Below are 19024 nucleotides of genomic sequence, written 5' to 3'. Positions count from 1 at the left end.
ATCATGGGCGACAAGGCACACGCACACACCGGGGCCGCCGGCAGGGCAGCGACGGCCGACCGGCCCTCATCCGTACGGAATGTGGTGCTGGTCGGCCACAGCGGCTCCGGAAAGACCACGCTCGTCGAGGCCCTCGCACTGACCGCGGGTGCGGTCAACCGGGCCGGCCGGGTCGAGGACGGCGCGACCGTCTCCGACTACGACGAGATCGAGCACCGCCAGCAGCGTTCCGTACAGCTCTCCCTGGTCCCCGTCGAATGGGACGGGTACCGGATCAATCTGCTGGACACCCCCGGATACGCCGATTTCGTCGGGGAGCTCAGGGCCGGTCTGCGGGCCGCGGACGCGGCCCTGTTCGTCGTGTCCGCGGCCCAGGAGGCCGACGCGGTGGCGGGCGCCACCCGCGCCGTGTGGGAGGAGTGCGCGGCTGTCGGCATGCCGCGCGCCATCGTCGTCACCCACCTGGACACGGCACGCACCTCGTTCGACGAGATGACCCGGATCTGCGGCGAGATCTTCGGCGGCGACGACCCCGACGCCGTGCTCCCCCTCTACCTGCCCGTCCTCGGCCCCGAGGGCGCCGACGGACACGCCCCGCTCACCGGGCTCACCGGCCTCCTCACCCAGCGGATCTTCGACTATTCCTCGGGCGAGCGGCAGGAGAACCCGCCTGCGGAGACTCAGCGGGCGACGCTCCAGGAGGCCCGCAACCGGCTCATCGAGGGGATCATCGCCGAGAGCGAGGACGAGACCCTGATGGACCGCTACCTCGGCGGCGCCGAGGTCGATATCAAGACACTCGTCGACGATCTTGAGCGCGCCGTCGCCCGGGGCGCCTTCCACCCGGTCCTCACCGCGTCCCCCGCCGCCGCGGGTGCCCGCCAGGGCATCGGCACCGTGGAGCTGCTGGACCTGATCACCGGCGGCTTCCCGACCCCGCTGGAGCGCCCGCTCCCCGGCGTCACCCCTCTGCACGGGTCGTCGCGACCGGTCCTGACCTGCGACCCGGAGGGCCCGCTCGTCGCCGAGGTGGTCAAGACGGCTTCCGACCCGTACGTCGGCCGGGTCTCGCTCGTGCGCGTCTTCTCCGGCACCCTGCGTCCCGACGAGACCGTCCATGTGTTCGGCCACGGCCTCACCGACCCCGGCCACGAGACCCGCCCCTTCCACGAGGCCGAGGTACGTGTCGGCGCGCTCTCCTCCCCCTTCGGCAAGCAGCAGCGTCCCCTCACCGCGTGCATCGCGGGAGATCTGGCCTGCGTCGCCAAGCTGGGCAGCGCCGAGACCGGGGACACCCTGTCCGACCGGGACCGACCACTGCTGATGGACCCCTGGATCACCCCGGACCCCCTGCTGCCGCTCGCCATCGAGGCACACAGCAAGGCAGACGAGGACAAGCTCTCCCAGGGACTCTCCCGGCTGGTCGCCGAGGACCCGACCATGCGCCTCGAACAGAATCAGGACACCCACCAGGTGGTCCTGTGGTGCCTGGGCGAGGCCCACCAGGACGTGGCACTGGACCGGCTGCGCAGCCGCTACGGCGTCCAGGTCGATGCCGTACCGCACAAGGTGTCGCTCCGCGAGACCTTTGCCACGCCGTCCACCGGGCGTGGCCGGCATGTGAAACAGTCCGGCGGCCACGGCCAGTACGCCATCTGCGAGATCGACGTGGAGCCGCTGCCTCCGGGCTCGGGCATCGAATTCGTCGACAAGGTGGTCGGCGGAGCGATACCCCGCCAGTTCATCCCGTCCGTAGAGAAGGGTGTGCGTGCCCAGGCCGCCCGCGGGGTCGCGGCCGGCCACCCGCTCGTCGACGTGCGCATCACCCTGCGGGACGGCAAGTCCCACTCGGTGGACTCCTCCGACGCCGCGTTCCAGACCGCGGGCGCGCTGGCCCTGCGCGAAGCCGCCGCGGACACCCGCATCCAGCTCCTCGAACCCGTCGCCGAGATCCAGATCCTGGTCCCCGACGACTATGTCGGGCCGGTGATGAGCGATCTGTCCGGGCGACGCGGCAGAGTGATCGGAACCGAGCAGTCCGGCCCCGGCCGCACCCTCGTGCGGGCCGAGGTGCCCGAACTGGAGATCGGCAGATACGCGGTCGACCTGCGCTCCCTCTCCCATGGCGCCGGTCGCTTCGACCGGGCGTACGCCCGGCACGAAGCCATGCCCCCGCAGCTCGCCGAACGTCTCCGGGAGCAGCAGGAGAACAATCCGAACGACTCATGACCAGCCATGCCGCCCGCCTTTGTCCACAGGGGCGGGCGGCGCGGCGATCCGGACGATACGCTTTGGTCCCAGCTCAGAAGGTGTGCCGGGCACGGCAGTTGGGAAACAGCCGCAGGAGCAGTTCCTCGGCGGTGAGTGGGGGCGACAGTGGCCAGCGACGGATTCGATTTCTCTCCCGGAGCGCAGATCCCGCTCCAGGGTTCGGGCGGACAGGCGGTGGCGACGAACGCCCTCGCCTCCGCCGCGTACCGGGACAGCCCGGTGGAGAAGATCCTTGACGCCAACAGCGAGTGGCACAAGTCCGAAGTCAAGGTGGGCCGTTCCAAGCTCTTCAAGTCCGACTACTTCAAGCCCAATCTCGGCGAGGCGTTCTCCCGCGCCGTCCAGGAACGCATGCTGGGCGGCGCCCGGAAGGCGCTCATCCAGTCGTTCGGGACCGATCCGCAGACGGTCGTCGAGCACTGCCTGTCCGCGAGCCGTCTCCGCAAGAGCCGCGACACCAAACTCACCGCCGTCACCGCCCTGTTCGGCTTCCTCTTCCTGCCCGGCATGATCCTGTGGGTCCTCGCGTTCCGCCTGCGCGACTTCCTCGGCAAGACCAAGGACAAGGCGCTCTCCACCCTGGGCAGCGCGCTGCTCCCGATCATCGGCATCGTGGCGCTGATCTTCCTGGTCAAGCTGCCACTCAACGGATTCCTGGCACTCTACGTCCGCCTGATGATCATCGCCCCCGTCATCGGCTGGCTCATCGCCAAACGGATCGCCGAGTCCTCCGCCAAGGACATGCGCGCCCGCTGGGAGGGGCTGCTCTCCGGCGGCGGTGTCATCGCCAAGATCCCCGAGGCCGTGCCGAAGAACCCCAACGAGACCTCCCGCGAGGCGCTCCGCCAGGGCCTGGAGAAGCTCTCCGCCGAGCAGCAGTCCAACTCGGTCTTCTACGCGGGCCCCAAGGGCATCCTCGGCATGGGCACCCGCTGGGGCAGCTGGCAGCTCGCCGAGGAGCTCGTCCCCAAGGAGCCCGGCAAGGAATTCCACCAGTTCCGCAGCTGGGACCTGATACGGGCCATCCACGACCAGCTCAAGGTGCTGGAGCGCGGCCCGCTGAACACCGGGGGGTTCCCCACCCCGTCGGTCACCCACTGGATCGTGTCCCCCGTCGGGGAGAACGCCGACTCGGTCTCCCGCCCCGACGGCGAGGACGTCGCCACCTTCCAGGTCAAACCGCACGAGATACAGCGGATCTGCAACCACCAGCAGTTCGGCAGCGGTGACCGGCACTATCTGGGCGTTCAGTTCACCCTCTGGGAAGGCCAGTTGATCATCACGATGATGATCACGGTGACGGTGCTCCACGAAACCCTGCGCATCGAAGTCACCGGGCACGCGCTCGGTCCGGTGCACTCGCTCTTCACCAGCAAGCCCGCGGCCAAGACCAAGACGGTCAACAAGACCGTCCGGTTCTGGGAGACCCGCGACATAACCCTTCCGCTGGTCGAATCCAGTGAGGTCGTCCGCCTCGCCCTGCGCGCCCCGTTCACCTGGTACCCGCCGCTCCTGGACTACCTGGGCGGCAAGATCGCGCTGCCCGAGCCGTTCGGCCTGCGCCATGCCTGGGCCGAGAAGCCCTGGCGCCACCGCTTCATGGCGGACGACGCGATGCGCGCGGCGACGCCCGTCCTGCGCGCCGTCCACAGCGCCGCCCTGCGCGTCCTCCAGGAGAACGGCGTCAACATCGAGCGCTTCGACAACCGCTCGATGATACTGAGCGGCCTGGTACAGGACCCGACCCCGCGCAAGGCCGACCTGTACGACGCGTAGACGGACACGGACGGACGAAGGCCGCCCCGGCAGATGACGGATGCCGGGGCGGCCCGCCGGAAGCGGCAGCCTGGATCAGCCGGCCGGCCAGGCGTCGGCCAGCATCTTGCGCGTATCGGCGAGCAGCTGCGGCAGCACCTTCGTGTGCCCGACCACCGGCATGAAGTTGGTGTCGCCACCCCAGCGCGGCACCAGGTGCTGGTGCAGATGGGCGGCGATGCCGGCCCCCGCCACCGAACCCTGGTTCATGCCGATGTTGAATCCGTGCGCCCCCGACGCCGTCCGCAGAGCCACCATCGCCCGCTTGGTGAAATCGGCCAGCTCCATGGTCTCCGGGCCGTCCAGCTCCGTGTAGTCGGCGACATGCCGGTACGGCACCACCATCAGATGCCCGCCGTTGTACGGATACAGATTCAGCACGGCGTAGACATGCTTGCCACGCGCGACGACGAGCCCGTCCTCGTCCGAATTCGACGGGATCCCGCAGAACGGACAGCCGTCGCCGGCCTCCGGACTGGTCGGCTTGTTCTCGCCCTGGATGTACGCCATCCGGTGGGGCGTCCACAGGCGCTGGAACGCGTCGGGCGTCCCCACTCCGATCTGCTGCTCCGGCTCACTCGTCATGGCGATCAGCATATTGCTTCACTCCCGGGGTGCGTGTCGCCGGGGCCGCACCCGTCGGCGTACGGCGATGCTGAAGCGATGAGCGACCAGTCCGCCGGCTCCGCCCCCGTTCGCTTCCGGCGCTGGGAGCAACGCACGGAAGTGCCGCTCTTCGGCGCCTCGCTGCTCTTCCTGCTCGGCTACGCGGTCCGCGTCCTCGCCCCCGAGGACGCCGGGACCTGGCGGGACCTCGCCCTCGCACTGGTCGGCGCCACCTGGCTGGTCTTCGCGGCGGACTACGTCGTACGGCTCCGGCTCAGCGGCCTCGGCCACCGCTTCGTCCGGGTGCACTGGCTGGACACGGTGGTGCTGCTGCTTCCGCTGCTGCGGCCGCTGCGCCTGCTCCGGGTCTACACCGCGGTCCAGCGGCGCCGGGAGCGACCGCGGCTGAGTCTGTACGCCCGCGTGATCGCCTACGCCGGGGCGACCGCCCTGCTGCTCGGCTTCTCCGCTGCGCTCGCCGTCTACCACCAGGAACATACGGTCCCGGACGCCTCGATCCGTACCTTCGGTGACGCGGTGTGGTGGGCGTGCGCGACGCTCACCACGGTGGGGTACGGGGACGCGGTGCCGGTCACGCCGGGCGGCCGGGTGGTCGCCGCGGGCCTGATGGTCTGCGGGCTGGGGCTGCTGGGGGCGGTGACGGGCTCGTTCTCGTCCTGGCTGTTGCAGGTGTTCACCCGGGAGGACGAGAAGAGGCCCCCGGAGGGCGGGTAGCTCTCCGGGGGCCTCTTCTCACGTGCCCGTCAGACCTGGACGCGGTCCTCGACGACCTTCTGGATCTTGGCGATGGCGTCCTCGACAGGGATGCCGTTCTCCTGCGACCCGTCGCGGTAGCGGAAGGAGACGGCGCCGTTGGCCATGTCCTCGTCGCCCGCGATGATCATGAAGGGCACCTTGGCCTTCTGCTGGTTCCTGATCTTCTTCTGCATCCGGTCCGAGGAGGCGTCCACCTCGACCCGCAACCCCTTCTTCCGGGCCTTGGCCGCGAACTCCTGGAGGTACGGGATGTGCGCGTCGCCGATCGGGATGCCGACCGCCTGGACCGGCGCCAGCCACACCGGGAACGCACCCGCGTAGTGCTCCAGGAGCACCGCGAAGAAGCGCTCGATGGAGCCGAACAGGGCACGGTGGATCATGACCGGGCGCTGCTTGGTGCCGTCCGGGCCGGTGTACTCCAGGTCGAAGCGCTCCGGGAGGTTGAAGTCGAGCTGCACGGTCGACATCTGCCAGGTGCGGCCGATGGCGTCCTTGCACTGCACCGAGATCTTCGGGCCGTAGAACGCGGCGCCGCCCGGGTCCGGGACCAGCGGCAGGCCCTGCTTCTCGGCGACCTGGCGCAGCGTCTCGGTGGCCTCTTCCCAGATCTCGTCGGAGCCGACGAACTTCTCCGGATCCTTGGTGGAGAGCTCCAGGTAGAAGTCGGTCAGACCGTAGTCGCGGAGCAGGTTCAGGACGAAGGTGAGCGTACGGTCGAGCTCCTCCGCCATCTGCTCCTTGGTGCAGTAGATGTGCGCGTCGTCCTGCGTGAAGCCGCGCGAGCGGGTCAGGCCGTGCACCACACCGGACTTCTCGTACCGGTACACCGTGCCGAACTCGAAGAGGCGCAGCGGCAGTTCACGGTAGGAACGTCCGCGCGCGTCGAAGATCAGGTTGTGCATCGGGCAGTTCATCGGCTTGAGGTAGTAGTCCACCCCGTCGTCGAGCTGCATGGGCGGGTACATGCCGTCGGCGTACCAGTCCAGGTGGCCGGACTTCTCGAAGAGCTTGCCCTTGGTGGCGTGCGGGGAGTAGACGAACTCGTAGCCCTCCTCCTCGTGGCGCCGGCGCGAGTAGTCCTCCATGGCGCGGCGGATGATGCCGCCCTTGGGGTGGAAGACCGCGAGACCGGGGCCGATCTCGTCCGGGAAGGAGAAGAGGTCCAGCTCGTTGCCGAGCTTGCGGTGGTCGCGCTTGGCGGCCTCCTCCAGGAACTCCAGGTGCGCCTTCAGCTCGTCCTTGCTGGGCCAGGCGGTGCCGTAGATGCGCTGGAGCATCGGGTTCTTCTCGCTGCCCCGCCAGTACGCCGCGGCGTTGCGCATCAGCTTGAACGCCGGGATGAACCGGGTGGTCGGCAGGTGCGGGCCCCGGCAGAGGTCCTTCCAGCACAGGTCGCCGGTCTTCGGGTCGAGGTTGTCGTAGATGGTCAGCTCGCCGCCGCCCACCTCGACGTCCGCGCCGTCGTCCGTGGACGCGGAGCCCTTGATGCCGATGAGCTCCAGCTTGTACGGCTCGTCGGCCAGCTCCTCGCGGGCGGCCTCGTCCGTCACGACGCGGCGGGAGAACTTCTGCCCCCGCTTCTGGATCTCCTGCATCTTCTTCTCGATGGCCTTGAGGTCCTCGGGAGTGAACGGCTTCTCGACGTCGAAGTCGTAGTAGAAGCCGTCCTTGACCGGCGGACCGATGCCCAGCTTGGCCTCGGGGAAGAGCTGCTGCACGGCCTGCGCCATCACGTGCGCGGTGGAGTGCCGCAGGATGTTCAGGCCGTCCTCGGAGGAGATCTCGACGGGCTCGACGACCTCGCCGTCGGCGACGGCGTACGCGAGGTCCTTCAGCTCACCGGCGACCCGGGCGGCGACGACGGTGCGCTCACCGGGGAAGAGCTCGGCTGCCGTAGTGCCCGTCGTCACCACGCGCTCTTCCCGCTCGGAATCGCGTTGGATGATCACACGGACGTCTGACACCGGTCTCTCCTGACTCAGGGGGCGCACCCACATTCCTGTGGTGGGCACAATGGGAATCGTACCGAGCCGACGCCCCCCTTAGCGAAAGGGCCGGTCCCGGCGGCCTCCGCCCCGCTACTCGCCCGTGCACGCCTCCTCGAACTGGTCGACGTTCTCCTGGAGGGACTTCATCAGCCGGTCCCGCTCCGCCTCGTCGACCTGTACGGGCACGACGTGCGAGGTCCGGGTCAGCCGCCGGAAGCCGCCACGGCTCTCCAGCCTGCCCTCCACCCGGATCGGCAGCCCCACCAGGTGGGCGTGGCCGGCGATCCGGTACGCCTCCTCGTCCAGCTCCAGCCGTACGTGCGACACCTCGGCGCCCGCCAGCACCCGCAGCCGCACGATCCCGGCGCCGCGCGGTGCCGGGCGGCGCATGCGGACGACGGCGCCGGTGATCCGTACCGTCACGGCCGGCTCGTCCCGGAGGTAGCGGGCGCCCGCCCGGCGCAGTGCGGGCAGGTCGCCCGGTGAGAATTCCACCGGCTCGGGACGGGCCGGGCAGCCCGCGGGGGCTCCGGCGGCGGGCGCCCACTCCAGGGCGATACCCGCCCCTTCCGAGCCCCGGACGAGTGCGACGACGGCCTCGGTCAGTTCCCGGCTGACGCCGGCCTCGACGGCCGTGTCGAAGGCCTCGAAGCCGCCGGTGGCCCGCTGGTAGTCCACGGCCTCGCGGGTGGCGTGCAGGGCCTGGTAGAGCCGTACGGCGACGGCGCGGCCCGGTTCGACCGGCACGAACGCGGCGAGCTCACGGCCGCCGGGAGCGGGTCCGACGAGGATGCCTTCGAGCGCCGCACGGGCCCTGCGCCGGTGGCGGGCGCCGTGGTAGCCGGTGTTTCCGCGTACGGCGAGGGCTCCGGCGAGCAGTATCTGCCGGGCGGCGGTGTGCAGGTGCTCCGCCCCCGTCCAGCCGGCCGCGCCCGCCGCTCCCGCGACCGGTTCGGGGACCTCGCGCCACCAGCGGATCTCGTCGCTGGGTACGGCGAGGGAGATCAGGACCTCGCGGGCGGAGGGTGCGGCGCTGCGGGCGAGCGCGGTCAGTGCCTCGCCGAGGAGGTCCTCGCTGTCGGGGAAGGCGGTGGTGTCGGGGACCAGGAGGCTCGTCCCGCCCCCGGGCGGGCCCGGTGGTCCCGGTGGGGTCCAGCGGCTGTAGCGCCCGGCAGCCCCGCCTTGGCGCTGCCAGCCGTGCCGGCCGAGCAGGGTGCCGAGGACGGCGGGGTCGACGCGGGCGGGGTCGGGGATGTCCCCGGGCGGCCGGGGAGCGCCGGGCCACGGTCCCGCGGATTCGGCGGGGTGCGGGCGGGTGGCCGGCGGGATCGCTCCGTCGGTGTACTCGTCCATCGGCCGGTGCATCAGGGCCTCCCTCCCGCCCCTACGCGGGTCATGATCTCGCAGAGTGCCCGGTCGTCGAAGATGCGCGAGGTCGGGATCCGCACGGTGGTCCGGTGCCGGCCCGTCACCGCGTGGCCGGCCAGGTTGGTCCAGTAGCAGCAGTGCCGCAGGTCGAGCCGGTCGTGTCCGGCGCGGAGCCAGTCGTCCTGGCTGCGCGGCACGATCATCACGACGAGGATCTTGTGCACCGACACGGGGGTCCGGGCGAGCTTCACGAGGTGGGCGTTGTCGAGTGTGAAGGCGAACGTCGGTCCCGGTGGGTGCGGCGGGATCTGATAGGTGCATTTGAGCTGCACCTTTATGGTTACTTCGTCGTCCACGGCATGGCCGGGGGCGCCGTGGCTGACGTGCCAGTCGATGCCGTTGTCGGGGAAGGGCTGCGACAGGGAGCACCCCGCTGCGGCCGCGACCGCGTGCAGATAGCCCACCTGGAGGGTCTCCATGCAGGCGGTTGTTGCGAGTGTGCCGCGCAGCGGTTCGATCCGCTGAGACAGCAGCCCGCTCGGTTCGGGCTGCGCGAGCGCCATGGCTGCGTGTGCCTTCCGGGCTGTGCCGATGGGTTCTCCGGTGCGGGGGTGACGGACAACTTCCGCTCCCCTCACCTGTGTTGTCACCGCACACGGCGGCCCGCAAACGGCGTATCAGGCAAAGGGCGCGGGTATCACCGAACCGGGCAGGGGAATCACACCATCTGCCGTTCGGGCACGAGGAGTTCGGGGATGACGCACTGGTACGAAGGGCCGCTGGCCGCTTTTGACACCGAGACAACAGGAGTCGACGTCGAGGGGGACCGGATCGTCTCGGCCGCCCTGGTCGTCCAGGACACAGCGGGCGGGCGGACGCGCATCACCCGCTGGCTGGTGAATCCGGGGGTGCCGGTGCCCGTGGGGGCGACCGAGATCCACGGTCTGACCGACGATCATCTCCAGCGCAACGGGCGCTGGCCGGCGCCGGTGGTGGAGGAGATAGCCCGTGCGCTGGCCGAGCAGTGCGCGGCCGGGCGTCCGCTGGTCGTGATGAACGCGCCGTTCGACCTGACGCTGCTGGACCGCGAGCTGAAGCGTCATCGCGCGTCGTCGCTCGGGGCGTATCTGCAGAACTCCCCGCTGTGCGTGCTGGATCCGCGCGTGCTCGACAAGCATCTGGACCGCTATCGCAAGGGGAGGCGAACCCTCACCGATCTCTGCGAGCTGTACGGCGTGGTGCTCGACGGCGCCCATGACGCGGCGGCCGACGCGACGGCCTCGCTGGAGTTGGTACGGGCGGTGGGGCGGCGCTTCTCGTCCCGACTGGAACGGCTGACCCCACCGGAGCTGCACACCCTGCAGGCCGTGTGGCACGCGGCGCAGGCGCGTGGACTCCAGGCGTGGTTCGCGAAGAACGGCACGGCGGAGATGGTGGATCCGGCATGGCCGCTGCGCCCGGATCTTCCCGCCGCGGCGTGACCGAGTGCCCGGAGCCGATGGACCCGGCGCCCGCCGCCGCGTGCCACACGGCCTGGACATGCAGAAGCCGGCCCGTCGATTCTGCTGACGGACCGGCTGCTTCCGGGTGGGCGATACTGGGTTCGAACCAGTGACCTCTTCGGTGTGAACGAAGCGCTCTCCCACTGAGCTAATCGCCCGGGAACGGGTTGAACCATACAGGGCTCGGCGGGTCCTGTTCAAACTCCTTCCAGCCTGGCCGCGAGACCCCGCCGTCCGGCACGCATCATCAGGGCGTGATTGGCCCGGAACACCGGGCGTCCGGGCACCGCCAGGAGCCGCATCAGCCGTCTGCGCACCTCGACCTCCTGCTCGTAGACGGCCCGGCAGCCACCGCCGTACGGGGAGACCGTCCAGCGGACCCAACCGTCGAGATCGCCGCTGAGCGTCGCCTCGATGACCCTGGCCCGGGGATCGCGGCGGCGTTCGCGGACGGTCATCACGAGGTCGTACGGGAGGAGGGAGCGGATGCGGGTGGTGCCGGTGGTCCCGTCGACCGAGGTGACCTCGCGGACCTGCGGCCACCACCGCGGGTAGTCATCGGCGCGTTCGAGGACCTCGTACACGGCGTCGGGCGGGGCGGGAAGGTCCCAGATACTCACAAATCGGTAGTGGCTCCAGTCCATGACCCCAGTCTGCGCGTACTCAGCCGGGGAACTGAGTATCCGAGCGCATGTCCGAGTCTGTGGCTCGCACCACACTCGCGTTCATGGAACATGTGCCGCCACCCGCCGAGGAATTGGCGCTCCTCGATAGCGAACTGGCCCGGCTGGACGCCCGCCGGTCCCAGTTGCTGGTTCGCCGTACCTGGCTGCTGAGTGTGCTGACGCCACCCGCCGGGCCTCCTGCCGCGCCGCCGGCGCCGCAGTTCACCACCCCGTTCGGGCCGCCCTCGCCGGCCCGGCCGACGGCTCCGTTCGCGGCTCCTTTCGGGCCGCCTGCCGCGCAGGCCGGGGCGCGCAGTGCGCAGAATGTGCTGCTCACCCTGGGCGGTCTGCTGCTGACGATCGCGGCGATCGCGTTCACCCTGGTCAGCTGGGGCCACATGGGGATCTCCGGCCGCTCGGCAGTGCTCGCCGTGGTGACGATCGCGGCGCTCGCCGCACCCGCCGTGCTGCTGCGTCGTGGGCTGTCCGCGACGGCCGAGTCGCTCGGCGCCCTGGCGTCCGTGCTGTTGATCCTCGATGCCTACGCGCTGCACCGGGTGGCGGCGCCGGACGCCGACGGTCCCGGATTCGCCGCGGTCGCCTCGGCGGTGCTGGCGGTGCTGTGGGGCGCGTACGGGCTGCTGCTCGGCCGGCTGCGACTGCCGCTCCCCCTGGCGGTGGTGAGCGCTCAGCTGCCGCTGCTGCTGTGGGCCTGGTCGGCGGACGCGGGCGCCTCGGTGTTCGGCTGGGCGCTGCTGCTGACGGCGGCGCTGGGCTGCGCGATCGCGGTGTGGGGTCCGGGCGTCGCGGTCCGGGTGACGGCCTGTGTCGGCTGCTGGACGACGGGCCTGCTGGGACTGCTGGTGGCCCTGGCGCAGTCGGTGTCCGCCGGTGCGGCGTCGGGCGCGGTGGCGCCGGCCGCGCTGCTGCTCGCGGGTGCGGCGGTCGCGCTGTTCGGGGCGTGGCGTGCGCCCAGGGGTCTCGCGGTGGCCGGCGGCGTGCTGGCCGGGTTGTGCGGGGTGGCCGCGGTGGGCGGTGTGCTGCGTGCCGGAATGGACTGGGGCTGGTCGGTGCCGGTGTATCTGCTGTGCGGTGTGGTGCTGTTGGCCGCGCTGCGCGCGCCGCTGCCGCGCCCGGTCGGGCAGGGGCTGGTGTGGGCCTCGTCGGCGGTGACCGCGGCCGCGGTGGTGTCCGCGGCGCCGCCGGTCGGCATGTCGCTGATGGGTACGGTGTCGCAGCTGGCCCGGGTGTGGTCCGGCGCCCCCGGCGGCGGTGTCCGGGGAGCCCTGGGTACGGAGGGTCTGGCCTGGTCCCACCTGGCCGCGGCCCCGGTGGTGTTGCTGACGGTGGCCGGTCTGCTGGGTCTTGCGCACCGGTCGTGGGCCCGGCTGGTACGGGCGGCCGGGCCGGTGCTTTCGCCGGGTGCGGCCTGGCGGAGTGCGGCGGGGGCCGTCGCGTCGGCCCTCTGCTGGGCGGGGCTCACCGCGTTGCCCGCGGTACTGGGGCTGTCGTACGCGGCGGCCGTGTCGGTGCAGTCGGTGCTGGTCGCCGGGGCGTTCGCGGTGGCGGTACGGGCTCTGCGCCGCGGGCCGAGTGCCGTGGGGACGACCGCGCTGGTGTGTGGGCTGATCGGTGCGGTGAGCACGGGGTTCCTCTCGCTCGCGGCGGAGGGTGCGACGTACGCGGTGTTCGCGGTGCTGCTGGTGGTGCTCGGGGCGGCCGCGGTGCTGTTCGAAGGCGGCGCGATCCAGGCCGCGTGGGCGCTGCCGGACGCCCGCGCGGTGCGCGCGGTTCGGGCGCTGCGGACCGCGCAGGCGGTGCCGGCGTGCGGGGCCGTGGTGTGCGGGATGGTGCTCGCCCGTGCGACCGGGGCGTCGCTGGGGCTTGCCGGGTACCGGGCGGCGCCGCTCATGCTGGTCGTCCCCGGGGTGACGGTGCTGCTCGGGGCCCGGTTGCGGGGCCGCCCGGCTGCTCTTCCGGTCGAGCTGACCGGGGCCGCATCGGCTGCGGTGGCCTTGGTCATGGCGGTGCCGGACCGGCCGTTCCTGGCACTGGTGCTGGCGCTGAGCGGGGTGCTGGCGGCGGGCACGGCCGTACGGGCCGAACGGCGGCCGGTGGCCGGGTATCTGGCGGTGGCGCTGTTCGTCCTGGCGACCTGGGTGCGGCTCTCGGCCTCGGGGGTGCCAGACCCGGAGGCGTACACGCTGCCGGTGACGGTGCCCGCCCTGGCGGTCGGTGTGCTGCGCCGTCGTCGCGACCCGGAGGCGTCGTCGTGGACGGCGTACGGGGCGGGTCTCGCGGCCACGCTGGTCCCGAGCCTCTTCGCGGCCTGGGTCGATCCGCACTGGCTGCGCCCGCTGCTGCTCGGTGTGGCGGCACTGGCGATCACGCTGGCGGGCGCCCGGCTGCGCCTGCAGGCGCTGCTGCTGCTCGGTGGCGCGGTGCTGGCCATGGACGCCGTGCACGAACTGGCGCCGTACGTGGTCCAGGTCGTCGGCGCGCTCCCGCGCTGGCTGCCGCCCGCCCTGGCCGGGGTGCTGCTCCTGGTGGTCGGGGCGACGTACGAACAGCGGCTGCGCGATGCGCGGCGACTGAAGGAGACCGTGGGCCGGATGCGCTGACGGTGCGTCGCACGGCCGGCCCGGAGCGCCCTGCTCGGGCCACGGGCCGGCCGGCGGACCCCAGGTCCGCCCCGAAGGCGTACCGGACGAGGGAGCGGCCACGGCGAACTCACCCGTGAAATCAAGCAGTTCGCACCCGTCGTCGCACCCTCGGAATTTTCGGCGGGAGTTCCGGAATCGTCGGGGGCATTGCCCTCGGATACCGAAGACCGAAGCCTTTCCAGGAATTCTCGCGGTCCCGGAAGTACGTCCGGCCGCGATATCCGGATGCCACTGCTCGATTACCGGATCCCGCCCGTCCACCGCCACCCGGATTGAATCGTTCCCGAAAGCGCTTGTGAATCTTCTTCGAAGACACCGGCCGGGACCCGGCGGGCCGGCCGGACGCGGGAAACGCAGAGGGCCCGTGAGACTCTGCGGTCTCACGGGCCCTCTGTCCGGGGTGGGCGATACTGGGTTCGAACCAGTGACCTCTTCGGTGTGAACGAAGCGCTCTCCCACTGAGCTAATCGCCCCGGGCGCAGGCCAAACATTACCCCATGTCAGCGGCGCCCCATGACCACCCCCGGGTCACTCGTGGATCTTCCACGGCATGGTGATGCCGAACTTCCAGACGTAGATCCCCACCAGCACCACGATGATCACCAGACCGATCGACGTGAGGATGATGTTGCGCCGCCGGACCTTGGGGTCGAGCGCCCGCTGGGCGGCCTCGGTGACCTTCCGCCTGGTCCAGCGGAGCACCAGCTGCGCCCAGACGAATTCGGTCGCCCAGATCGCCATGCCCCCGAAGATCACCAACCAGCCGGGGCCGGGCAGCGGCAGCATGATGATGCCCGCCACGACCACGGCGAAGCCGACCACGAAGACGCCGACCTGCCAGCTCATGTGCAGCGCCCTGGATGCCTTGATGAACCCGGGCGCCCGGGAGCCGAGCCCCCGCTCCTTGGTCACACCCTCCGTGACCTCACCCGTCACGCTTTCCGCCCTGTCCCCCGCGGCGGACACCGGTGTCGCCGGTGCGGCGTCTCCGTCCCGCACATCACGCTCCGCATTCATAGGAGCCAACCTACCGGAACGGCCTTCATCACCGGAATGGCCGCATAACCGAAAGTTACACACCGCCGTACGAGCTACCTGAAGGAACACAAAAAGGTCAGAGGGGTTTACAACGCCACCGTAGGTGGCATGTCGATTTCGCCGACGTGCGAATCCCCGAGCGCACACTGAGCGAAAGGCCCTGGCGCTTATGAACACCACGGTCAGCTGCGAGCTGCACCTGCGCCTCGTTGTGTCGAGCGAGTCCTCACTGCCTGTACCCGCGGGCCTGCGGTATGACACGGCCGATCCGTATGCCGTGCACGCCACCTTCCATACCGGAGCGGAGGAGACGGTCGAATGGGTATTCGCCCGCGACCTCCTTGCCGAAGGGCTGCACCGGCCCACCGGCACCGGAGACGTCCGCGTCTGGCCATCCCGTAGTCACGGCCAGGGCGTCGTCTGCATCGCGCTGAGCTCCCCAGAGGGCGAAGCACTGCTCGAAGCCCCGGCGAGGGCCCTGGAGTCGTTCCTGAAGCGGACCGACGCCGCGGTGCCGCCAGGCACCGAGCATCGTCACTTCGACCTCGATACGGAGCTCTCACACATCCTGGCCGAGAGCTGAGCCAGGCCGAGAGCTGCACGGCGCCGTCCGACTCGGGGCGACGGCGCCGCGCGGAAAACTTCATACGGCTGACACCGGCGCCGTCATCACGGAATCCACCGTGGTGACGGCGCCGGTGCGCGCGCCGGGCCCGTAGCGCCCCTTCACGCCCCGGGCAGCCGTCCACCGGCCAGGGGTACCCGCCCGTTGGCCGGTATCCGCTCCCCTCACCCCCTGCGGGCCCTCTCGGGCCGCTGTGCGCCGCGGCCGAGCCAGTAGAGTCAGCCCGCATCGGCGGACACCGGCCCGCCGGGAGGCAGGGAGCGAAAGCGTGCTGATCCCCCACGACACCCGGATCGCCCTCGACACGGTGGTCGACCTGGTGAACACCGCACCGGAGAGCGAACCACCGTCGAGCGGGCAGCCGGAAGGCGAGCGGAGCGACGGCCTCGCCCACATCGAAGCGCTGTACGACTTCGCGCGGCGCCATCGCATCAGCGGCGTGGGCGAGCTCCACGAGAAGGACCTCCGGGCCGTACGGGACGTACGGACGCGCTTCGCCGAGATCTTCGCGACGGACGACGCGCAGACCGCCGCCTCGCTCGTCAACGCGCTCGTCGCGGCCGCCGGCACGACGCCCCAGCTCAGCAACCACGACGGCTACGACTGGCATGTGCACTACTTCGCACCCGACGCGTCGATCGCCGACCACCTCGCGGCCGACTGCGGCATGGCGCTGGCCTTCATCGTGGTGGCGGGCGAGCAGGAACGGCTGCGGCGGTGCGAGGCGCCGGACTGCCGGCACGCCTTCGTCGACCTGTCCCGAAACCGCTCCCGCCGCTACTGCTCCAGCCGCACCTGCGGCAACCGTCTGCATGTGGCCGCGTACCGGGCACGCCGCAAGGAAGCGGCCGGCTGACCGCTCACAGCATGAAGAGATCATGCAACGCGGCCATCAGCAGCAGGCCGCCGACCACCGTGAGGAAGATCATCAAAGGGGGCTGGGAAAGCGCGAAGAGGCAGCCGCGCGGCTCTTCGGCAGGGGGTGCGGGGGCATCGCCCCGGGAGGTGTCCACCATCTCGGGACGATCATGACTCACTCGGGACCCCGTTGGCGATCAATACGCCTTTTCGCACCGGGAGTTCACCCACCCCGACCGGTCACAATTCGCTCCGGCGTCCGATCGGCCGCCACACATTCGGTACGGCGCCCGGAGCGCTCCCGGGCCGCAACTCCGCGGATCCGAAGGCCGATACGCCGACCCTCGAACGACCCGATCGGCCAACACCGTCCCGTACGCGGTGAATTCGGGATCCGGCGAGCAGGCAGTCGACCCCGCCGCGGTCTCAGCGTGGCGTCGAGCTGGAGGCCCGCACCACGAGCTCCGGCTGGAGCACCACACTGCGGTGCTCGTGGGTGCCGTCCTCGTCGTCCGACTCCTCCAGCAGGAGCTCCGCGGCCATCCTGCCCATCACGACCGCGGGCTGGCGGACCGAGGTGAGCGGGACGGCAGCGGCGGCGGCGAACTCGATGTCGTCGTAGCCGACGATGGCGATGTCGTGCGGCACCCCGACGCCCGCCGCGTACAGGGCCTGGAGCACACCCAGGGCAAGCAGGTCGTTGGCGCAGAACACCGCGGTCGGCCGGGGCACGAGGCCGAGCAGCCGGGCCCCGGCGTCGCGGCCCGCCGCCACGTCCAGCCGGTCGGAAGGGATCTCGACGAGCGCCTCGGGCGGCAGCCCGGCGTCGGCGAGGGCCGACAGGGCGCCTTCGCGCCGGTCCCTGATCTGATGGAGGTCGCCCGGCCCGCTGACGTACGCCACCGAGCGATGACCGGCCGCGACCAGATGACCGACGGCGAGCGCGCCGCCGCGGACGTCGTCGACGGAGACCGCGCAGGTCCCCGTGCCGGGCGCCACCCGGTCCACCAGCACGAAGGGGATCCGGTGACGGCTGAACGCCTCCAGGTTCCGGCCGGTCGCGTCGGCCGGGGTGACCAGCACGCCGCAGACCCGCTGCTCGGCGAAGAGTCCGAGATACTCGGCCTCCTCCGCCGGGCTCTGGTCGCTGTTGCAGACCATGACACCGAGACCGGCCGCACGGGCGGCGCGCTCGGCGCCACGGGCCACGTCCACGAAGAACGGGTTGCCCATGTCGAGGACGAGCAGGGCCATGATCCGGCTGCGGCCCGCCCTGAGCTGGCGCGCCGACTCGCTGCGCACGTAGCCGAGTTCCTCGATGGCGGCGAGCACCCGGGCACGGGTCTCCGGCAGCACCGCCTCCGGCCGGTTGATCACGTTGGACACGGTGCCCACGGATACTCCGGCCTGCCGGGCCACATCCTTGATCCCTGCCACACGCGCCACTTGCCCTGCCCCACTGATGACTTCGGCCGCACCGGTCCGCGGCGTGCCCCCATCGTACGGACGGCATTATGGGCCGCCCACCCGGGCCGCCCACCCGTGGAATGAATTGTTTCAATCCGATCGGGACAAGCTAGCCCCGCGTCCGGGCACCGTCAAGAATCATCAATGAATCGATTCACCCACTATGGACACCCCCCGCTCCCGGACCGGGGGCAGGGGTCAGATGCCGTGCTTCTTCAGGATGGCCTCGATGTCGCTGAAGTCCTCGCCCGGCGCGTCGGACTGCTGCCTGGACTTCGCCTTGGGACGCGCCTGCGCCCGGGACTCCGGGAGCCCCGACCCCAGAGAGGGCGCCGAGGCCGCGGGGGCGACCGCCTCGCCCTGCGCCGCCCGTGCGGCGGCCCTGCGCTCCTTGCGGGTGCCGCCGCCCCGGCGCTCGATCGCGCGCGTGGTCGTGAACAGCAGCCAGGCCACGGCGAGCAGCCCGAAACCGAGCCAGACACTCGGCTTGAAGGCGATTCCGGCGACCCAGTCCACGACCCCGGTCAGCACCAGTGCGATCGGGACCAGGGAGTAGGCGGCGATCCGGGTCGCGGCGAGGAAGCGCTTTCGCCAAGCGGTGACGGCGGCGATGCCCAGGCCCGCCGCTGACACCGCGGAGCAGATGGTCTCGGCAAGCATCGGTGCCTCCAGGCGCAAGGGGAAACGTCCCTTCCATCCTGCACCGGCGACCGCCCCGGCGGCCACGATCCCGGACCGCATCAGGGACATTTCAGGGCCGGGATCCTCCCCAGGTGCCGATCGGCGGTGCGTGGGTCGTACGGAGCCTGGGTGGACCGGGTGCCGATTGGGAGGCTCGCGCGGGCCCTGGGAGACTGGCCGCATGAGCGATTCCACCCCTGCGGCCCCCGTCGTCCTCGACATCTGGTGCGAGCTCCAGTGCCCCGACTGTCACCAGGCCCTCTCCGATGTGCACGCCCTGCGGGCCAAGTACGGCGACCGGCTGGACGTACGGCTGCGGCACTTCCCGCTGGAGAAGCACAAGCACGCCTACGCCGCCGCGCAGGCCGCCGAGGAGGCGGCGGCCCAGGGCAAGGACTGGCCGTACATCGAGGCGGTGCTCGCCCGTACCGCCGATCTCGCCCACACCGGCGAGCCGCTGCTCGTCGAGGTGGCGCGGGAACTCGGCCTGGACGCCGAGGAGATGGACACCGCGCTGATCGACGGACGCCACATGCTGATCGTCGACGCCGACCAGGCCGAGGGCAAGGCGATCGGAGTCACCGGCACCCCGACGTATGTGATCGGCGACGAGCGGCTGGACGGCGGCAAGAGCCAGGACGGGCTGCGCGAACGGATCGAGGAGATCGCCGACCGGCTGCTCGCCGAGCGGGGCTGAGCG

General features: G+C 71.0%; 17 protein-coding genes and 2 tRNA genes. 8 read left to right on the top strand and 11 right to left on the bottom strand.

The features are described 5' to 3' along the window. The first annotated feature begins 3 nt into the window (after positions 1–3). Together OG611_RS19975 and OG611_RS19970 are read left to right on the top strand one after the other, a co-directional pair. A complete protein-coding gene (locus OG611_RS19975; protein WP_266421886.1) occupies positions 4–2229 on the top strand; it encodes an elongation factor G-like protein EF-G2 in 2226 nt (741 codons plus the stop codon). 147 nt (positions 2230–2376) lie between these two features. Further along, positions 2377–4047, top strand: coding sequence for a hypothetical protein (locus tag OG611_RS19970; protein WP_266421883.1), 1671 nt, complete (start codon positions 2377–2379; stop codon positions 4045–4047). 75 nt (positions 4048–4122) lie between these two features. Here OG611_RS19970 and OG611_RS19965 read toward each other — a convergent pair whose 3' ends face one another. Then, positions 4123–4683: an HIT domain-containing protein gene (locus OG611_RS19965; protein ID WP_266421880.1), complete on the bottom strand. Its 561-nt coding sequence runs from the start codon at positions 4681–4683 to the stop codon at positions 4123–4125. Between the two features lie 66 nt (positions 4684–4749). On the opposite strand from OG611_RS19965, the gene OG611_RS19960 reads away from it, so the two are divergent. Further along, on the top strand, positions 4750–5427 hold the full coding sequence (locus tag OG611_RS19960; protein ID WP_266421878.1) for a potassium channel family protein: 678 nt from the start codon (positions 4750–4752) through the stop codon (positions 5425–5427). A gap of 29 nt (positions 5428–5456) precedes the next feature. On the opposite strand, the gene thrS is transcribed toward OG611_RS19960, so the two are convergent. The 3 genes from thrS to OG611_RS19945 form a co-directional block, all read right to left on the bottom strand. After that, positions 5457–7433 (bottom strand): threonine--tRNA ligase, encoded by a 1977-nt coding sequence (gene thrS / locus OG611_RS19955; RefSeq protein ID WP_266421876.1) that lies wholly within the window; start codon positions 7431–7433, stop codon positions 5457–5459. A gap of 114 nt (positions 7434–7547) precedes the next feature. Further along, positions 7548–8822: a hypothetical protein gene (locus OG611_RS19950; protein WP_266421874.1), complete on the bottom strand. Its 1275-nt coding sequence runs from the start codon at positions 8820–8822 to the stop codon at positions 7548–7550. Further along, a complete protein-coding gene (locus OG611_RS19945) occupies positions 8822–9388 on the bottom strand; it encodes a DUF4365 domain-containing protein (protein WP_266421872.1) in 567 nt (188 codons plus the stop codon). The genes OG611_RS19950 and OG611_RS19945 overlap by 1 nt, the downstream gene beginning before the upstream one ends. A gap of 192 nt (positions 9389–9580) precedes the next feature. Here OG611_RS19945 and OG611_RS19940 point away from each other — a divergent pair, with 192 nt between their 5' ends. Then, a complete protein-coding gene (locus tag OG611_RS19940; RefSeq protein WP_266421870.1) occupies positions 9581–10306 on the top strand; it encodes a 3'-5' exonuclease in 726 nt (241 codons plus the stop codon). A gap of 107 nt (positions 10307–10413) precedes the next feature. Here OG611_RS19940 and OG611_RS19935 read toward each other — a convergent pair. Together OG611_RS19935 and OG611_RS19930 are read right to left on the bottom strand one after the other, a co-directional pair. Beyond that, positions 10414–10485, bottom strand: a tRNA-Val gene (locus OG611_RS19935). A gap of 39 nt (positions 10486–10524) precedes the next feature. Further along, positions 10525–10971, bottom strand: coding sequence for an SRPBCC family protein (locus tag OG611_RS19930; protein WP_266421868.1), 447 nt, complete (start codon positions 10969–10971; stop codon positions 10525–10527). A gap of 83 nt (positions 10972–11054) precedes the next feature. On the opposite strand from OG611_RS19930, the gene OG611_RS19925 reads away from it, so the two are divergent. After that, a complete protein-coding gene (locus OG611_RS19925; protein ID WP_266421866.1) occupies positions 11055–13613 on the top strand; it encodes an SCO7613 C-terminal domain-containing membrane protein in 2559 nt (852 codons plus the stop codon). Between the two features lie 443 nt (positions 13614–14056). Here the strand turns inward: OG611_RS19925 and OG611_RS19920 are convergent. Beyond that, a tRNA-Val gene (locus tag OG611_RS19920) sits at positions 14057–14128 on the bottom strand. Positions 14129–14183: 55 nt separating this feature from the next. Next, positions 14184–14672: a TIGR02611 family protein gene (locus OG611_RS19915; protein WP_266421864.1), complete on the bottom strand. Its 489-nt coding sequence runs from the start codon at positions 14670–14672 to the stop codon at positions 14184–14186. A 190-nt stretch (positions 14673–14862) separates the two neighbouring features. On the opposite strand from OG611_RS19915, the gene OG611_RS19910 reads away from it, so the two are divergent. Together OG611_RS19910 and OG611_RS19905 are read left to right on the top strand one after the other, a co-directional pair. Beyond that, entirely contained in the window at positions 14863–15276 is a 414-nt protein-coding gene (locus tag OG611_RS19910; protein ID WP_003959770.1) for an SsgA family sporulation/cell division regulator, read from the top strand. 310 nt (positions 15277–15586) lie between these two features. Continuing rightward, complete coding sequence (locus tag OG611_RS19905; protein ID WP_266421862.1) at positions 15587–16174, top strand: CGNR zinc finger domain-containing protein; 588 nt, start codon at positions 15587–15589, stop codon at positions 16172–16174. Between the two features lie 4 nt (positions 16175–16178). On the opposite strand, the gene OG611_RS19900 is transcribed toward OG611_RS19905, so the two are convergent. The 3 genes from OG611_RS19900 to OG611_RS19890 form a co-directional block, all read right to left on the bottom strand. Next, positions 16179–16334 carry a hypothetical protein gene (locus OG611_RS19900; protein WP_266421860.1) on the bottom strand — a complete coding sequence of 52 codons (156 nt, stop codon included), beginning with the start codon at positions 16332–16334 and terminating at the stop codon, positions 16179–16181. Between the two features lie 268 nt (positions 16335–16602). After that, entirely contained in the window at positions 16603–17622 is a 1020-nt protein-coding gene (locus OG611_RS19895) for a LacI family DNA-binding transcriptional regulator (protein WP_266421858.1), read from the bottom strand. A 219-nt stretch (positions 17623–17841) separates the two neighbouring features. Next, positions 17842–18303, bottom strand: a complete 462-nt coding sequence (locus tag OG611_RS19890; protein WP_266421856.1) for a hypothetical protein — start codon at positions 18301–18303, stop codon at positions 17842–17844. A gap of 202 nt (positions 18304–18505) precedes the next feature. Here OG611_RS19890 and OG611_RS19885 point away from each other — a divergent pair, with 202 nt between their 5' ends. Further along, the gene (locus OG611_RS19885; protein WP_266421854.1) at positions 18506–19021 is read left to right on the top strand and encodes a DsbA family protein; all 516 of its coding nucleotides are present in this window, start codon (positions 18506–18508) and stop codon (positions 19019–19021) included. The last annotated feature ends 3 nt before the right edge of the window (positions 19022–19024 follow it).

Origin of the sequence: Streptomyces sp. NBC_01363, from assembly GCF_026340595.1 — a bacterium.
In the GTDB taxonomy this organism is placed as follows: Bacteria; Actinomycetota; Actinomycetes; order Streptomycetales; family Streptomycetaceae; genus Streptomyces.
Note: the sequence above shows the minus strand (reverse complement) of the source record. Positions and strands in the feature narration are given on the sequence as shown.

What these genes read in the sequence shown, in the direction of transcription:
- OG611_RS19975 (WP_266421886.1), top strand. Translation starts at nt 4, where the DNA reads ATGGGCGACAAGGCACACGCACACACCGGGGCCGCCGGCAGGGCAGCG.
- OG611_RS19965 (WP_266421880.1), bottom strand. Translation starts at nt 4,683, where the DNA reads ATGCTGATCGCCATGACGAGTGAGCCGGAGCAGCAGATCGGAGTGGGG.
- OG611_RS19960 (WP_266421878.1), top strand. Translation starts at nt 4,750, where the DNA reads ATGAGCGACCAGTCCGCCGGCTCCGCCCCCGTTCGCTTCCGGCGCTGG.
- OG611_RS19950 (WP_266421874.1), bottom strand. Translation starts at nt 8,822, where the DNA reads ATGCACCGGCCGATGGACGAGTACACCGACGGAGCGATCCCGCCGGCC.
- OG611_RS19945 (WP_266421872.1), bottom strand. Translation starts at nt 9,388, where the DNA reads ATGGCGCTCGCGCAGCCCGAACCGAGCGGGCTGCTGTCTCAGCGGATC.
- OG611_RS19940 (WP_266421870.1), top strand. Translation starts at nt 9,581, where the DNA reads ATGACGCACTGGTACGAAGGGCCGCTGGCCGCTTTTGACACCGAGACA.
- OG611_RS19930 (WP_266421868.1), bottom strand. Translation starts at nt 10,971, where the DNA reads ATGGACTGGAGCCACTACCGATTTGTGAGTATCTGGGACCTTCCCGCC.
- OG611_RS19925 (WP_266421866.1), top strand. Translation starts at nt 11,055, where the DNA reads ATGGAACATGTGCCGCCACCCGCCGAGGAATTGGCGCTCCTCGATAGC.
- OG611_RS19915 (WP_266421864.1), bottom strand. Translation starts at nt 14,672, where the DNA reads ATGAATGCGGAGCGTGATGTGCGGGACGGAGACGCCGCACCGGCGACA.
- OG611_RS19910 (WP_003959770.1), top strand. Translation starts at nt 14,863, where the DNA reads ATGAACACCACGGTCAGCTGCGAGCTGCACCTGCGCCTCGTTGTGTCG.
- OG611_RS19900 (WP_266421860.1), bottom strand. Translation starts at nt 16,334, where the DNA reads ATGGTGGACACCTCCCGGGGCGATGCCCCCGCACCCCCTGCCGAAGAG.
- OG611_RS19890 (WP_266421856.1), bottom strand. Translation starts at nt 18,303, where the DNA reads ATGCTTGCCGAGACCATCTGCTCCGCGGTGTCAGCGGCGGGCCTGGGC.
- OG611_RS19885 (WP_266421854.1), top strand. Translation starts at nt 18,506, where the DNA reads ATGAGCGATTCCACCCCTGCGGCCCCCGTCGTCCTCGACATCTGGTGC.